The organism is Rhizobium anhuiense bv. trifolii (genome assembly GCF_024346605.1).
Classification (GTDB): Bacteria; Pseudomonadota; Alphaproteobacteria; order Rhizobiales; family Rhizobiaceae; genus Rhizobium; species Rhizobium anhuiense.
Genome location: NZ_CP098803.1, coordinates 1,232,675 through 1,247,508, shown reverse-complemented (window position 1 = coordinate 1,247,508; position 14,834 = coordinate 1,232,675). Strand labels below are relative to the sequence as shown.

Annotated in this window: 15 protein-coding genes; 2 read left to right on the top strand and 13 right to left on the bottom strand. The window is 61.3% G+C overall.

The window, feature by feature from the left end; all coding sequences use genetic code 11:
- Positions 1-6 precede the first annotated feature (6 nt).
- Positions 7-321 carry a hypothetical protein gene (locus tag NE851_RS14610; RefSeq protein WP_028756709.1) on the bottom strand — a complete coding sequence of 105 codons (315 nt, stop codon included), beginning with the start codon at positions 319-321 and terminating at the stop codon, positions 7-9.
- A 188-nt stretch (positions 322-509) separates the two neighbouring features.
- On the bottom strand, positions 510-1,028 hold the full coding sequence (locus tag NE851_RS14605) for a glycosyltransferase family A protein (RefSeq protein WP_254961209.1): 519 nt from the start codon (positions 1,026-1,028) through the stop codon (positions 510-512).
- Between the two features lie 139 nt (positions 1,029-1,167).
- Here NE851_RS14605 and NE851_RS14600 point away from each other — a divergent pair, with 139 nt between their 5' ends.
- Together NE851_RS14600 and rnhB are read left to right on the top strand one after the other, a co-directional pair.
- A complete protein-coding gene (locus NE851_RS14600; protein WP_028756711.1) occupies positions 1,168-2,325 on the top strand; it encodes a PA0069 family radical SAM protein in 1,158 nt (385 codons plus the stop codon).
- Between the two features lie 276 nt (positions 2,326-2,601).
- Entirely contained in the window at positions 2,602-3,291 is a 690-nt protein-coding gene (rnhB, locus tag NE851_RS14595; RefSeq protein ID WP_028756712.1) for a ribonuclease HII, read from the top strand.
- Between the two features lie 156 nt (positions 3,292-3,447).
- On the opposite strand, the gene NE851_RS14590 is transcribed toward rnhB, so the two are convergent.
- The 11 genes from NE851_RS14590 to NE851_RS14540 form a co-directional block, all read right to left on the bottom strand.
- On the bottom strand, positions 3,448-3,939 hold the full coding sequence (locus NE851_RS14590; RefSeq protein WP_028756713.1) for a F0F1 ATP synthase subunit B: 492 nt from the start codon (positions 3,937-3,939) through the stop codon (positions 3,448-3,450).
- Between the two features lie 3 nt (positions 3,940-3,942).
- On the bottom strand, positions 3,943-4,566 hold the full coding sequence (locus NE851_RS14585) for a F0F1 ATP synthase subunit B (protein ID WP_028756714.1): 624 nt from the start codon (positions 4,564-4,566) through the stop codon (positions 3,943-3,945).
- A gap of 77 nt (positions 4,567-4,643) precedes the next feature.
- Complete coding sequence (locus tag NE851_RS14580) at positions 4,644-4,871, bottom strand: F0F1 ATP synthase subunit C (RefSeq protein ID WP_003545854.1); 228 nt, start codon at positions 4,869-4,871, stop codon at positions 4,644-4,646.
- A gap of 67 nt (positions 4,872-4,938) precedes the next feature.
- On the bottom strand, positions 4,939-5,691 hold the full coding sequence (locus NE851_RS14575) for a F0F1 ATP synthase subunit A (RefSeq protein ID WP_018245007.1): 753 nt from the start codon (positions 5,689-5,691) through the stop codon (positions 4,939-4,941).
- Positions 5,692-5,753: 62 nt separating this feature from the next.
- Positions 5,754-6,092 carry an AtpZ/AtpI family protein gene (locus NE851_RS14570; RefSeq protein WP_028756715.1) on the bottom strand — a complete coding sequence of 113 codons (339 nt, stop codon included), beginning with the start codon at positions 6,090-6,092 and terminating at the stop codon, positions 5,754-5,756.
- A gap of 271 nt (positions 6,093-6,363) precedes the next feature.
- The gene (locus NE851_RS14565) at positions 6,364-7,575 is read right to left on the bottom strand and encodes a cell wall hydrolase (protein ID WP_183905863.1); all 1,212 of its coding nucleotides are present in this window, start codon (positions 7,573-7,575) and stop codon (positions 6,364-6,366) included.
- 237 nt (positions 7,576-7,812) lie between these two features.
- Positions 7,813-9,711 (bottom strand): potassium transporter Kup, encoded by a 1,899-nt coding sequence (locus NE851_RS14560; RefSeq protein WP_047613836.1) that lies wholly within the window; start codon positions 9,709-9,711, stop codon positions 7,813-7,815.
- Between the two features lie 18 nt (positions 9,712-9,729).
- Positions 9,730-10,707 (bottom strand): magnesium transporter CorA family protein, encoded by a 978-nt coding sequence (locus NE851_RS14555; RefSeq protein ID WP_028756718.1) that lies wholly within the window; start codon positions 10,705-10,707, stop codon positions 9,730-9,732.
- A 454-nt stretch (positions 10,708-11,161) separates the two neighbouring features.
- Positions 11,162-12,322 carry an Mrp/NBP35 family ATP-binding protein gene (locus tag NE851_RS14550; RefSeq protein ID WP_028756719.1) on the bottom strand — a complete coding sequence of 387 codons (1,161 nt, stop codon included), beginning with the start codon at positions 12,320-12,322 and terminating at the stop codon, positions 11,162-11,164.
- A 639-nt stretch (positions 12,323-12,961) separates the two neighbouring features.
- Positions 12,962-13,696: a LuxR family transcriptional regulator gene (locus tag NE851_RS14545; RefSeq protein ID WP_047613834.1), complete on the bottom strand. Its 735-nt coding sequence runs from the start codon at positions 13,694-13,696 to the stop codon at positions 12,962-12,964.
- A 261-nt stretch (positions 13,697-13,957) separates the two neighbouring features.
- Complete coding sequence (locus tag NE851_RS14540) at positions 13,958-14,755, bottom strand: IclR family transcriptional regulator (protein WP_097595290.1); 798 nt, start codon at positions 14,753-14,755, stop codon at positions 13,958-13,960.
- Positions 14,756-14,834 lie beyond the last annotated feature (79 nt).

The following is a 14,834-nucleotide window of genomic DNA, read 5'->3' as shown; positions in this document are numbered from 1 at the left end:
GCATTCCTATGTGGCCAGGCCCGGCAGGACGGGCATGGTATCCCAGCTATCACCCGACAGCAGAATGCAGCTTACGCCGTGAACATCCGTGACGATGAGGGTCCAGGTGCCGCTTTCGGCGGCATAGACCTCAAGAATGGCGTTCTGGTTGATCAGTCCGACTGCCGTGAGCTTTTCGGCGAAGTTCTTGTCCAGGAAATTGACGATTTCGGGTCGGCCTGCGCAACTGCGCATCATCTGCGATGCTGCCGAATGCGGATGCGCGATCACCAATATCGGCAATATGACGGCCAGCAGGCCGTAGATCATACCGCGTGTCATGACGCACCTCCTTTCGCCGGGTACCCGGCAGAAGAGGAGATTGTCGCTGACCTGTTCTGCCGTTCACCGGCATTCCATGGCCATTCCGTTGCGAAGCGCGGCGCTTCGACGGCGCCATGTTTGAATTATAGCGCGAAATCCTATTGGGCGCCATCTTTTGCGCGAGCGGTGGGAGGGGATCGCGGCAGCTACCGTGCGGCGCGGGCGACCCAGGACGGAATGAGCTCGCTCGCCAGCCGCCGCGGTTTCTGGCCCTTGACGAATTCGGCAAGCCGCATGCCGCTTTTGGCGGTGGCGAGTGCCAGCTTTTTCGGCACCAGGAAACCGAGTTCCAGCGGCGGTACGGCCCGGCCGACACGCTGGAAGAACGGGCGGCGATAGCCCCTCGACGCAGTGAAGCGCGCCGGCAGCTTGTTCAGCGCCACATATTCGGCGATCTCATCGATCCAGCCCGCCTGCGGTCTGGCGCCCGGCTCGACGAAGAGCAGCCATTCGCCGCGCGCCGAGCGGACGATGTCCTTGATATCCCATTGCGAATGGAAGCGGCAGCCGGCAGCGTCGGCCACCCGTGAGGTGCCGTCGCGAGAGCCGCGATCGAGCACGATCACATCGCTCACCAGCCCCTCCACTGCGCCTGCCACCAAGACCGATAAAGTCTGCGCCAGTTCAGATTCCTGATCCTGACATTCGAGAACAACCGTCAACATTGACTGTTTATAATGCGCCGCACAAATTTTTGCCAGCGCCGTTTTCCTCATTTTGTTCTTGCATTGTTCTCATTTTGCCGATAGGAATTTAATCAGCAAAACGGGCGGAGGCGATGGCTTTCCGCCACGGGAGAATCCGATGAGAGAGCAGTCCCTGGCAGGGCAGGCCGCATTCGCGCCTGCCAATACGGCAGATATTGCCGATGCGATGATCGTTTCCTCGGGTCTAAGGGTCGAGGTCGATCGGCGGCGCGGGCGTGGGGCGGGATTGAACCCGACGGGGCGGTTCGAAGCGCTGCAGCGGGAGACCTTCGACGATGGCTGGCAGACATGGGAAGAACTGCCGCCGTTCAAGACGGAAGTGCAGGTCGAGAAGCCGCGCACGGCCATCACCCGCAACGAATCGCCGGATATTTCCTTCGACCGTTCGATCAATCCCTATCGCGGCTGCGAACATGGCTGCATCTATTGTTTCGCCCGGCCGACGCATGCCTATATGGGGCTTTCCGCAGGGCTCGATTTCGAGACGAAGCTGTTTGCCAAGCCCGATGCGGCAAAGTTGCTGGAGCGGGAGCTCGCCAAACCCGGCTACAAGGTGCGGGTGATCGCCATCGGTACCAATACCGACCCCTATCAGCCGATCGAAAAGGAATGGCGCATCATGCGCGGCATCCTCGAGGTCTTGAACAAGGCAAACCATCCGGTCTCGATCGTCACCAAATCGGCGATGATCCTGCGTGATCTCGACATTCTGCGGGAGATGGCAAGCAAGAACCTGGTGCGCGTTGGCATCTCCGTGACCACGCTGGATCGCAAGCTCGCCCGGACGATGGAGCCGCGGGCCGCAACACCGCCGCGGCGGCTGGAGACGATCCACACCCTTGCCGAAGCTGGCATCCAGACGGCTGTGATGGCCGCCCCGCTGATCCCGGCGCTGAACGATCACGAGTTGGAGCGCATTCTCGAATCGGCCAAGGCTGCCGGCGCCGCCGAGGCGAGCTATGTCATCCTCAGGCTGCCGCTCGAGGTCAGCCCGCTGTTTCGTGATTGGCTGCTGCAACATTACCCCGATCGTTACCGGCATGTGATGTCGCTGGTGCGCTCGATGCGCGGCGGCAAGGATTACGATGCCGAATTCGGCAAGCGCATGAAGGGCGCCGGTCCCTATGCCTGGCAGATCGCCAGGCGATTTGAGATGGCAGCCCGGCGTTTCGGCCTGACGCGACGCAGCGTGCCGCTGCGCGACGACCTGTTCGTGCCGCCCGACGGCAGCGGCGTCCAGCTGTCGCTTCTTTGACCTTTTGTTTTACGCAGTTCAGGCAAACCGCTTCGCGCTTTGCCGGGAACTGCTCTCTGGCCTTTACGCAATTCCGAACGGAAAACCGCTTCGCACTTTTCCTGGAATTGCTTGTAGCTTGCGCATCGGCTTCTCGATAGAACCGCCCTGTCTTCGAGCCCCGAGCGCAATTCCCGCGGATGGCCTTGACCGCCACCATCCGCCGGACCGGTCCCCGGCCGCCGCCCTGATCCGGGGACTTGCGGGAAATCGGGTTGGCGTGCGAGGTTCAGCCGCATGAAACCTCGCACGCCACCCGATTCTCCCCTGCTTTTCGACACGGTTCCGCTCGTGCCGGATTTCAAACTCGAGCTCAAAGCCCGCAGGGCCGGCCACTGGCCGGTTGCCGGCGCCGACGAGGCAGGCCGCGGGCCACTGGCCGGGCCTGTGGTCGCCGCTGCCGTCATCCTCGATCCCAAACGCATCCCCGAGGGTCTGAACGATTCCAAGCAGCTTTCGGCGCAACGGCGCGAGGAACTGTTCGCGCAGATTCTGGCGACCGCGACCGTCTCCATCGCCTCCTCCAGCTCGACGCGCATCGACGAGACCGATATCCGCAAGGCTAGCCTCGACGCCATGCGCCGCGCCATCTGCAGTCTCGCCATTCCGGCAAGCTACGTGCTGACCGATGGGCTCGACGTGCCGCCCGGCCTCGATTGCCCCGGACAGGCGGTGGTCAAGGGCGATGCTCGCTCGGTCTCGATCGCCGCGGCCTCGATCGTCGCCAAGGTGACGCGCGACCGGATGATGGCACGCGCGCATCATGTGTTTCCGGATTACGGCTTTGCCGCGCATGTGGGCTACGGCACCGCACAGCACCGCGCCGGCATCGAAAAACACGGCCCCTGCTCCCTGCACCGGATGAGCTTCCGGCCGTTGCGCAAGGTCGAGGATGGTCCCGAGATGGATCAGCTTATTTCCGAGTAGGAACGGAGAGGTCGCGGCATGGTCCCTTCGCCCCGTTTACGGCGGTCCGAAGGAGGGGTCGAGACCAGCGGCTCGCCCCCAGCACGAGGCCGAGTCGTCAACAAAAGAAAAGGCCGGGACATGCCCGGCCTTCGCTCTCAATCTTTCCGATACAGCTCAGTTGAGCCGCGTCTTAACCTGGCTGACGGCATTGCCGAAGAGCTCGGACTGAACCTTGGCATCGGCCTGCTTGGCAAGCACGGTTTCGGCGGCCGCGATTGCGAGATCGACGGCAGCGGAACGCACCGCCTTCATCGCCTCGGCCTCGGCCTGCTTGATCTTCTGCTCGGAAAGCGCCGTGCGGTTGGCGACGAATTCTTCCGTCTTCTTCTTCGCCTCAGTGGTCAGCATTTCGGCTTCGCGCTCAGCGGCGGCAACGATGTGGGCCGCTTCGGCTTCCGCTTCCTTGCGCTTGCGCTGGTATTCGGCGAGCAGGTGCTGGGCCTCTTCGCGCAGACGCTTGGCTTCGGCCAATTCGTTGCGGATCTGGTCGGCGCGGTCGTCGAGCGACCGTGCCATCATGCCCGGAACCTTCAGGTAAACGACCAGCGCCAGGAAGAGGACGAGGCCGACAAAGGCGAAGAAAGTCGCGTCAAAAGCAAATTCCATCGATCAAGCCTCCTTCTTGGCAGCTGCGACGGCAGCAGCGACATCGGCCTTGGCGACGGTGCCGCCGATCAACTGATCGACCACGGCAGCCGCGGTTTCCTCGGCAATGGTGCCGACGTCGGCGAAGGCCTTGGCCTTGATCTCGCCAATACGAACTTCGGCAGCCTTGATCTTTTCCGACAGGCTCGCCTCGACAGCGCGGCGATCCTCTTCGGCTTTGGCCTTGGCGGCGTCGCGTGCGGCAGAGCCGATCGCGTTGGACTTGGCGCGCGCAGCGGCCAGTTCACCTTCATAGGTCCGGACGGCGGCGTCGGCTTCCGCCTTCAGGCGGCCAGCTTCTTCCAGATCCTGGGAAATGCGCGTGTGACGCTGATCGAGGATGGCCCCGATGCGCGGCGCGATGACCTTTTGCATGAGCAAATAGAAGACGCCGAACGTGATCACCAGCCAGAGCAGCTGGGATGCGAAGGTCGTCGAATCGAAAGGCGGGAAAGGGCCGCGGGCGTGTTCGCCTTCGGCAACACCAGTCTCGGTATGGACCTCGCCTGCGGCCGGAGCGGCATGCGCATCCGTACCCGTCGCTGCCGCCGGTGCTTCCTCAGCGTAAGCCGGGGTCACAAAAAACATGCTCACCTCCAGGTGGACTGCAAATGCAAAGGATCACGGCTTGCGGTCGCAGGCCGTGATCCATCTATTCGCCGATATCAGACGGCGAAGAGGAGGAGGAGAGCGACGAGCAACGAGAAGATGCCCAGAGCTTCCGTAACGGCGAAGCCGAATACCAGACGGCCGAACTGGCTGTCAGCGGCAGACGGATTGCGCAGTGCGCCGGAGAGGTAGCTGCCGAAGATATTGCCGAGGCCGAGAGCCGTACCGGCCATACCAAAGCAAGCCAGGCCTGCACCGATGTACTTTGCTGCTTCCGCTTCCATGTTGAACTCCTTTGAAATGGTTGTTGCGGCGAATGACTGACGCCCTTTGACGTCGATGTCGTTATCCTTAGTGCCCGCCCGGATGGATTGCGTCGTTGAGGTACATGCAAGTCAGTACCGCAAAGACGTAAGCCTGGAGGAAGGCGACGAGGAACTCGAGACCGGTCAGGGCGACGGTCATGATGAGGGGAAGAACGGCTCCGCCGACACCGACAGCACCGAGGGCTCCAAGCGAGGCGACGAAGCCTGCGAACACCTTCAGCGTGATGTGACCGGCGAGCATGTTCGCAAAAAGACGAACAGAGAGTGAAATCGGACGGGACAGGAACGAAATGATTTCGATCGTGACAACAAGCGGCAGCAGAACGCCCGGCACGCCCGACGGCACGAAGACATTCAGGAAGTGGAAGCCGTGCTTATAGAAGCCGTAGACGAGCACCGTGCCGATAACCAGGAGCGCGAGCGCGAAGGTGACGATGATCTGGCTAGTGACCGTGAAGAAATACGGGAACATGCCGAGCAGGTTCGCCGTCAGGACGAAGGTGAAGAGCGAAAAGACCAGCGGGAAGAACTTCATTCCCTGCTTGCCCGCGCCTTCCTTCAGCATGTTGGCGATGAACTCATAGGACATTTCCGCGACCGACTGCGAGCGGCCCGGCACGATGGCGCGGTTCGAGGTCGCGAAGTAGAGGAAGCCTACGGCAACGGCAGCAGAAGCGGCCATGAAGAGCGATGCATTGGTGAACGAAAAATCAATTCCGCCGATTTCGATCGGCACAATCTTCTGGATCAGGAACTGATGAGTCGGATCGTTAGACACCGCTTGTTCTCTCTCTTTGGCCCGCAGAACGCGGGGTCATTGCACTGGACCGGAACCGGTCCTTATTTCTTGTCGCCCTTGTCGTCCAGGGGATGGGCCACCACCCCCGCAGAACGCAGCACGTTCAGAACGCCGGCACAAAATCCGAGAAGCAGAAGAACAATCAAACCCCAAGGCGCCGTGCCAACAAAACGGTCGAGGAGATAGCCAAGCAGAGCACCGACGACGATTGCGGAAATGAACTCGCTGGAAAGCTTCATCGCCTGGGCATAACCTTTGCGGCTTACCTCGGCGCGGGCTTCCCTAGCCTCGTCTTCTCCCGTCTCGACGCCCTTGGTCGCGAGTTTCGCTCCCAATTGCGCACGGCGCTTTTCAAGACTTTCCTCGCGGTCGTCCGCCATGGATCTCTCCTCGTCTGCCCGTCGCCCGCACTCCCGCTACCCCGGTCATTCGGACCCCGGACACGAAGGTTGAGACCCTTCCGGCCCGTTCTGAAGTCGCGCGCAACATAGTTTTAGGGATTGGTATAGTCAAGGCGTAGACAGCTTCTGTCCAGCGAGAAAATAAATTCGTCAAATCAAAGAGATAGGCCAATTTAAGGCCGATCGCTTAAATTCGATGGAAAGAATCCGCTTTAAAGCCCCGCAAATCGCCTTGCCCAGGCGATTTATCTCAGCTCCAGCCGCCGCCATAGGTGCGATAGAAGACATGAAGACCGATGCGACCGACCTTTTCCATGGTCCTTGCCCATTTCGGCCTGACATAGACGGCATGGTAGTGCGTCGCCGAGCCCACTTGCGGCAGCCAGATCTTGCCTGCCGTCACCGCCATCGCCACATCGCGGGCGACTCGCCAATGATATTCCGAGTTCACCCTGTCCTTGATGGCGTCGCAGGCGAAGGAAAACTGGCAGCGGTTGCGCCAATCCTCGTTCTGATAGACGACGCCGCAGATGGTCTTGGGATAGGAAGGATTGCGGACGCGGTTGAGGATGACCTGGGCGACGGCCGCCTGGCCCTTCACCGATTCCCCCCGCGCCTCGAAATAGATGCCGGAGGCAAGGCATTGCTGTTCGCGGGCGGAAAAGACGCTCGGCGCCAGCACGCTTGCGGCCCAGGCATGATCGCGCGGGCCAATCTCCGGAACGAAGCGGCCGCTATCCTTCTCGGTCAGGATGGAATCGAACGGCGACTGGCGGGAATAGTCGGGTGCAGGCGGTGCATAGGCGGTGGCGAGCACATCGGCCTTGTTGCTGGTGACGAGGCTTGCGAGCATTGCCGGCACGCCATTGTCGGTCACGACAGGCTGCTTCTTATAGAAAGAAGTGGCGATCTCGATTTCCTTGCCCTGGATCTTCGGCTTGACGAAGGCAGACCTGTCCTTGAGGTCGAAGCTCGGGGTGAAGAGCATCCTGGTGCGCTCGAGAATGGAGCCGGCGGAAAAGTCCTTCGGCGGCTGCATCTTCTCGACGGCAACGACACGGCCCTTCTTGGTGGAGCGGTTGACGCGATCTTCGTCCGGCGTGTCCTCGTGACCCTTGTCTTTGGCGGTAAAGGCGACCTTGCGACCATCGGGCAGCACCATGCCGGCGCCGGCGGAAATCGAACCGGTCACCATCGGCTCGGCGAAAGCGAGTTCGGCCTGGTGGATGGAGCCGGCCGGCGAATTGGTCAGCACCATGCGCCAGTTCTCGCCTTGATGATCGAGGCCGGCCAGCATGGCGGCGAGATCGGCATGGGATGCGACGCTCGGGAAAATCAGCCAGCCGGCAAGACCGAAGATGACCGGAGACACCCAGTTCTCGGGAAAAAGACGCAGCTTGCTACGGGAAGGGCTCTTTCGACGCAACACGAACTCCGGGCATGGAACGCGGGAACATTCCATTAAAAATCCCGCATTAACCTTGACGTCCGGTTAACGGACCGTGCCGGAATGTGACTGTGAGCACGTTTGGATGTTCTAATGTGTTGGAAAGGTCCCCTCCCCACAAGGGCGGGGGACTAGCCAGCATCACCGCTTTGCCCGCCATCATCTCGTCGTTTGCCGAGCTGGAGTTTTGGGAGATGCGGAGCAACAGGTTAAGCCCCTCCCCCTCGTGAGGCGGGGTCTTTGCCCCCCGTGTCAAATAATGACGTGCGAGCCCAGTTCCACCACGCGGTTGGCCGGCAGGCGGAAGTAGTCCGAGGGGTTGGCGGCGGCATTGGCGAGCGCGATGTAGAGCCGGTCCTGCCAGTAGGGCATGCCCGACTTGGCGTCCGGCACCAGCTTGCGGCGGCCGAGATAGAAGGAGGTCGACATGATGTCGAACTTCAGCCCGGTCTTGCGCAGCGTCGCCAAGGCCTGCGAGACGTTCTGCGATTCCATGAAGCCGAAGAGCAGTTCGACGCGGGAGAAGCGCGGAGAAATCTGCTCGACCTTATAGCGGTCCTGGCTCGGCACACGCGGCTTGTTGACGGTGCGGATCGTCAGGATGACGTTGCGGTCGTGAAGCACATGATTGTGCTTGAGATTGTGCAGCAGGGCGGCGGGGGCTGATTCCGGATCGCTGGTCAGGAAGATCGCGGTGCCCGGCACCTGGGCCGGCGAATGTTCGCTCTTGCGCTCGATCGAGCTGACGAAGGAGGCAAGCGGGATATCGGTGTGGCGGGTCTTTTCCATCAGGATCGCGGTGCCGCGGCGCCAGGTCCACATGACGACGGTAAAGGCGGTGGCGATCATGATCGGGATGTAGCCGCCGTCATGGATCTTCAAGAGGTTGGCGCCGAGGAAGATCAATTCGAGCACGACCAGCGGCGCGAGCGCGATCACCGCAACCGGCAGCGACCAGTTCCAGCGGGCGCGGACGAATTCGAAGGCCATGATCGAGGTCACGACCATGGCGCCGGTAACGGAGATGCCGTAGGCGGTCGCCAGCGCGTCCGACGTCTTGAAACTCAGGACCAGGAAGATGACGCCGATGAACAGCACGGCATTGACCGAAGGCACGAAGATCTGCCCGGTATTGGTTTCCGAGGTGAAGAGAATTTCCATGCGCGGCAGAAAGCCGAGGTTGATGCCCTGGCGCACCATCGAGAAAGCGCCTGTGATGACCGCCTGGCTGGCGATGATCGTCGCGGCGGTCGCCAGGATGACGACCGGCAACAGCGCCCATTTCGGGTACATCAGGTAGAAGGGATCGGACATCGTCGCCGGATTGCCGAGAACGAGCGCCCCCTGCCCGAGATAATTCAGCGTCAGCGCCGGGAAGACCAGCAGGAACCAGGCCCACTGGATCGGGCGGCGGCCGAAATGGCCGAGATCGGCATAGAGCGCCTCGGCGCCTGTCACCGTCAGGAAGACGGCGCCGAGCACGACGACGCCGTAGAAGCCTTCATGCAGCAGGAAGCTGACGGCATAATAGGGATTGAAGGCGGCAAGGATGCCGTAATCATCCGAGATATGGGAAATGCCGGCGGCAGCCATGACGAGGAACCAGACGGCGGTAATCGGCCCGAAGAACCTGGCGACCGCGCCGGTGCCGCGCGATTGCACGACGAAGAGCAGCGCCAGGATCACCACCGAGATCGGCACGATATATTCCGCAAGGCTGGGGGTGACGAGCTTCAGGCCCTCGACGGCCGACAGCACGGACAGAGCCGGCGTGATCATCGCATCGCCGAGGAAGAGGGCAGCCCCCATCAGGCCGAGCAGCATCAGGATGGCGGTATGGCCGTTGGCGGTCTTCATCAGAAGGGCGAGCAGCGACAGCGTGCCGCCCTCGCCGTCATTGTCGGCGCGCAGCAGGAAGAGCACATATTTGATGGTGACGATGATCGTCAGCGCCCAGATCATTAGCGAAATCAGGCTGATGACCTCGAAACGGGTGACGCCGTCATGGGCCACCGGCTTCAGCGCCTCACGAAAGGCATAGAGCGGACTGGTGCCGATATCGCCGTAGACGACGCCGACGGAACCCAGCGCCAGATAGAACAGCTTTCGCGGCGTCATATGGGATTCGTTCGGATGGCTCTCTTCGGACATGAAGTTGCAACAGGCTCCTCAGAGCCAGCCTTTCCAGCGGAAAAAGAAAAAGGGGATGACGGCTGAGATCACCATCAGGGCCAGCGAATAGGGATAACCCGCGACCCAGGTCAGCTCCGGCATGACCTGAAAATTCATGCCATAGATGGAGGCGACCAATGTCGGCGGCAAGAACACCACCGAGGCAATCGAGAAAATCTTGATGATCGAGTTCTGCTCGATGTTGATCAGCCCGAGCGAGGCGTCGAGCAGGAAAGTGATGTTGGCGGCGACGAAGGAAGCATGCTCCGATAGCGACTGGATATCGCGCGAAACGGTGCGGCAGAGCTCCTTTGTCTCGCGATCCTGCTGGATTGCCGGGATCGTGTGAAAGAAGGTCAGCAGGCGGGACAGCGAACCGAGGCTGTCGCGCACCTTGCTGATCATCCGGTGATGGCCGGCGATATCCCTGAGCTTCTCCTCGAGATAGTTCGAAGGTTTGCGCACCTTCCTTGCCCGATCACCGAAGACATGCATCGACAGGATGTCGATGCGCGAGACGGAGATCTCGAGGATCTCGGCGGTGCGGTCGACGATCGTCTCCAGGAGCTTGGCGAGAAGGGCAGCGCCACTGCGCCAGTTTTCCGGCAGCCGGTGAAGGGCGGCAATGAACAGCGCAAAGGATTTGGGATGGGCGTAACGGATGGTGACCAGGCGGTTTCCGGCCAGGATGAAGGCGACATCGGTCAGCGTCGGCGCGTCGGTATCAGCCTTCCAGAGCAGCGAAGCGGTCATGAAGACGGCGTCGTTTTCGACATAGAGCCGGGCGGAAGGCTCGATATCCTTGAGATCGTCGCGGGTCGGGACCTCGATGCCGAGAATCTTCTCGACATAGAGCTCCTCGTCGCGGGTCGGCTCGATCATGTCGATCCACACGACATCCTCGGGAAAGGATGCGGCATGCGACAGATCGCGGATCTCGACCGACCTGCAATTGGAACAGTAAGCGGTGATCACCGGCAGCCTCTCCGATGCTCACGGCGCTTCGCGGCCAATGCACTTTTCATCGAAAGCCTTTCCATGCGATCGCCAGCGCGGCAACGCGACGGTCGCTTGTCCTCGGTCGAAGCGGAAGCGGATCAAGAAAGTTCATACGACTCCGGCTGCATCCGACCTCAAAGGCCGGCATGCGCATTGTGCTCCACCGCATCGCAGTTACCAATCCTTCGATCGACAAGACAACTCCGAACTCGCAGGCGGGCCACATCCTTCGGAATGAAGACGGCCGTCATTGAGCATCTGCAGCAAACGCCATCATGGCGCCGCGGCATATGAAGCAAAGCCATGAAATAATCAAGACATCTTCCGTGAAGCGCGGCTTTTCACCACGTTTCACCCACAATTTGGGGTATTCGCGACGGTGATTCGGCACCCGAAAGCGCATCGCATCGAATTTAAATCATGCAATGCTTTATTCGAAGACGATCGCCGGCGCCGGGCGCTGCGGCTGGCCGCCGAGCTGCTCCCAGACCTTGGCGGCGATGCCGCGATAGATGCCGGCGACGACGCCGTTCGGCTCGGAGGCGACGAGCGGCGTGCCGGCGTCGGAGGTCTCGCGGATGTTCATCGTCAACGGCACTTCACCGAGGAAGGGCACGCCGATGCGTTCGGCCTCCTTGCGGGCGCCGCCATGGCCGAAGATGTCGTAGCGGGTGCCGGTGTCCGGGGCGATAAAATAGCTCATATTCTCGACGATGCCGAGCACCGGCACTTCGACCTTGCGGAACATGTTGAGGCCCTTGCGGGCATCGATCAGCGCGAGATCCTGCGGCGTCGAGACGATGACGGCGCCGGCAAGCGGCACCTGCTGGGCCATGGTCAGCTGCGCGTCGCCGGTGCCGGGCGGCATGTCGACGACGAGCACGTCGAGCTCACCCCAGGCGACTTCACGCAGCATCTGCAGCAGCGCCGACTGGACCATCGGCCCGCGCCAGATCATCGCCGTCTCCTCGTCGACGAGGAAGCCCATCGACATGACCTTGAGGCCATAATTCTCCATCGGATTGATGATGCGGCCGTCGATCTGTGTCGGGCGGCCGGATATCTTCAAGAGCCGCGGCATCGAGGGACCATAGATGTCGGCATCGAGAATGCCGACGCGAAGACCGTTGGCCAGCAGCCCGAGCGCCAGGTTGACGGCGGTGGTCGACTTGCCGACCCCACCCTTGCCCGAGGCGACGGCGATGATGGCGCCGATGCCCGGCACACCGATCTTGCCGGCGCGCGGCGGCTGTTGCGGCGCATGCGCATGGTGATCGTGGCCAGCATGACCGTGCGGCGGGTTGGGCGCAGGGCGGGCAGCGGGAGCAGCGGTGGCCGCCTTCTTGTCCGCGGTCAGGGCGACGAGGGCGCCCTTGACGCCGGGCATTTCCTTGATGACGCGCTCGGCGGCGAGCCGCATCGGCTCCAGCTCCTGGGCGCGATCGGCCGGAACGGTGATGGAGAAATAAACCTTGCCGTCGGAGATGAAGACGTCGGAGACCATGCCGAGCTCGACAATATCGTGCTCGAGATCCGGTCCGCGCACGGTCTTCAGCGTTTCGAGAACCTGTTCCTTGGTGACGTCGGTCATTCCACCCTCATTGCTGCTTCTTGCAGACGGCAGCGCCGCACGTCTTTCAAGACGCGCAAGGAACGCTGTCGCACTTTGAATTGCATGATGTCAGCCTAAATCCATGCCGATTTAAGGCTGACATCATGCAGTAGAGATAGTGGAGACGGAGGCCTTCGCCAAACAAAATCATCGGGAGGACAATCGATGGCCGGCGCGCCCAAAGGGGCCGGAGAATTGTCAATCCGTTGCGGCCATCAAGTCCGCCGGGCTTTCGCCCTGATGGCCGCAACGGTCTCCCCGAGAACCGGCGCAATGCGGGGCGAACTAGAGCAAGCCGGAAAAAAGGCCAGCAAAAAATGCCGAAGACAGGCCAGGTCACCAGCAGCTGCGAAAGAAGCGGTGCCAAAACGCAACAACCGCCGCCGACACCGAAGGGCCGGGAGAAAGCGGCATCGGCGTCGGGCAGCGGTGTGTCGGCCGCGCCATTTCCTGGCGCTGGCTCAGTCCCCTCTGGACCTTTGACAAAAGAGAAGCAGAAAGCGTGCCAGATCCAAAATCGGCGAAAAGCAGCGCCAAAGCGCCTGCGGCAGGCGCTCAACGGGATAGATATGCCTAAGCGCTGGGCGGCTGCGAAAGCACGTGGTTGTTTTTTGCAACTTATTTGATCAGGCCGATGCGCAGCGCCTTGGCGACCGCCTGGGTGCGATTAACAGTGTCGAGCTTCTTGGTGGCGCGGTTGAGGTAGTGATTGACCGTGTGCTCGGACAGCGTGAGGATTTCGGCGATTTCGGCGCTGGTCTTGCCGGCCGCCGTCCAGTTGAGGCAATCGATCTCGCGGTCGGTCAGCGTGTCGGTGATGCGCGTATCGAGGTTGCGGATCTCGGCGAGCCTGTCGAAGACATGGATGGCGATATAGCAGAGTTCGCGCATCTCGGCCGGGCTGAAGGGTTCGCGGTCGCCGGCGAAAGAGACGGCGCCGCGCAGGCCGGAGGGCTCATGCGTCGGAAAATAGGCGCCGCGCATCATCTTGAAACGCTCGAACAGGGAGACGACGAGGATGGACTTGCCGTCGTCCCGCGACCAGTTCTGGCGCGACATGTCGTAGAAGAAGGGTCGCGCCGATGTTCTCAAGCGCCTCAGAACCGGGCTGTTCACCATCAGGCCTTCCTGGTCGTAAAGCGCCAGAAGCTCGGCCGGCCAACTGGTGATGACCGTGCTGCCCTGAAGATCGAAGGAAGTGACGGGCGGCAGGTTGAGAACCATGAAGGCCCGGCTGCGATAGGCTTCGGTCACACGCTTCATGAAACGGAAAATATCGAACTGGGTCTTCAGTCCGGCTATTTCCTGAACATGATCGTCTTCTTCCGGGGATGCTTGCGACAAGGGTGCCATCACATTTCTTCATCTTCGGCACAGCGGCCGGCAAACCGTTTGCGAAACCTGCCCGCCATGGGTGTTTCGATTGCATAGGGAATGATGATCGCTTGGGATCACATGGGATCGGCTTTGGCGTTTAGCGTTCGGCCGTTGAATGGTTGTAGATTTCGCTGACCGTTCTAGTTGTGGTGATTCGCCAGCAAATCTCAATATCGCACTCACCATAAGCATGCTCTGCAATCGCGTCCAGCGGCGGGCGGACTGCGATTTTTTCCGTCAGCGGCGCGGCCCCAGACGGACGCGCATGCCTTCCATGATCCTCCCAGCTGCCAGCTGAACTGGAACGGCCCATTGGCGCAGAAGTTCCATCGACAGGCGATAGGCCGGGCCGGTGATCGAAACGCCCCCAATAAAAGTCCGATCCTCCGACCAGACGGGTGCGGCAACGCAACGGATGCCGGCCTCGTGCTCCTCACGGTCGAAGGCAAAGCCCTGATCGGCAATTTCGCGGATTTCTTCCAGCAGCGTTTCGGCCGAGACATGGGTCGAGGCGGTAAAGCTGGTGAAGCTCAGGCCGGCGACGAGATCGCCGAGGCTCTCGGCCGGGAGCAGCGACAGGGCCGCCTTGCCGACGCCGGTGCAATAACAGGGCGAGGCATTGCCGATCTGCGAATACATGCGCACCGGCTGCCGGCCTTCGACCTTGTCGAGATAGATGATCGACTGGCCTCTCAGAACGCCGAGATGCACCGTCTCGCCGGTCGCCTGCTGCAGATCGGCGAGGTGCGGCTCGGCAATCAGGCGAAATTCGTTGCGCGCCCAGCTGCGCGCGGCGAAATCGAGCAGGCGCAGGCCCGGCGCATAACGGCCGTCGCCATCGAGTTCGAGCAGGCCTTCCTCCACCAGGTGACTCAGTTGGCGATGCAGCGTGCCGCGCGGCTGGCCGGCAAGAGCCAGGATATCGGTGAAACGCAGCGGCGCATCGGCATGGGTGACGAGATCGAGCAGAACCATCAGTTTGCCGAGCGTGCCGGTTTCGCGTGACTGTGCTGGCCCGTCGCCGTTTGAATTCATCGCCTCACTCACCCTTGACAGAAAGGCCAGTGTAATTCGATAATTCCATATAGTCAAATTAAGTTCCAGATAATGGAAC

Bases quoted from the DNA above. Each gene is read 5' to 3' on its own strand.
- NE851_RS14580 (WP_003545854.1), bottom strand. From the start codon at position 4,871: ATGGAAGCGGAAGCAGCAAAGTACATCGGTGCAGGCCTGGCTTGCTTT.
- NE851_RS14600 (WP_028756711.1), top strand. From the start codon at position 1,168: ATGAGAGAGCAGTCCCTGGCAGGGCAGGCCGCATTCGCGCCTGCCAAT.
- NE851_RS14565 (WP_183905863.1), bottom strand. From the start codon at position 7,575: ATGGAATGTTCCCGCGTTCCATGCCCGGAGTTCGTGTTGCGTCGAAAG.
- NE851_RS14550 (WP_028756719.1), bottom strand. From the start codon at position 12,322: ATGACCGACGTCACCAAGGAACAGGTTCTCGAAACGCTGAAGACCGTG.
- NE851_RS14605 (WP_254961209.1), bottom strand. From the start codon at position 1,028: ATGTTGACGGTTGTTCTCGAATGTCAGGATCAGGAATCTGAACTGGCG.
- NE851_RS14570 (WP_028756715.1), bottom strand. From the start codon at position 6,092: ATGGCGGACGACCGCGAGGAAAGTCTTGAAAAGCGCCGTGCGCAATTG.
- NE851_RS14590 (WP_028756713.1), bottom strand. From the start codon at position 3,939: ATGGAATTTGCTTTTGACGCGACTTTCTTCGCCTTTGTCGGCCTCGTC.
- NE851_RS14610 (WP_028756709.1), bottom strand. From the start codon at position 321: ATGACACGCGGTATGATCTACGGCCTGCTGGCCGTCATATTGCCGATA.
- NE851_RS14545 (WP_047613834.1), bottom strand. From the start codon at position 13,696: ATGGCACCCTTGTCGCAAGCATCCCCGGAAGAAGACGATCATGTTCAG.
- NE851_RS14540 (WP_097595290.1), bottom strand. From the start codon at position 14,755: ATGAATTCAAACGGCGACGGGCCAGCACAGTCACGCGAAACCGGCACG.
- NE851_RS14560 (WP_047613836.1), bottom strand. From the start codon at position 9,711: ATGTCCGAAGAGAGCCATCCGAACGAATCCCATATGACGCCGCGAAAG.
- rnhB (WP_028756712.1), top strand. From the start codon at position 2,602: ATGAAACCTCGCACGCCACCCGATTCTCCCCTGCTTTTCGACACGGTT.
- NE851_RS14585 (WP_028756714.1), bottom strand. From the start codon at position 4,566: ATGTTTTTTGTGACCCCGGCTTACGCTGAGGAAGCACCGGCGGCAGCG.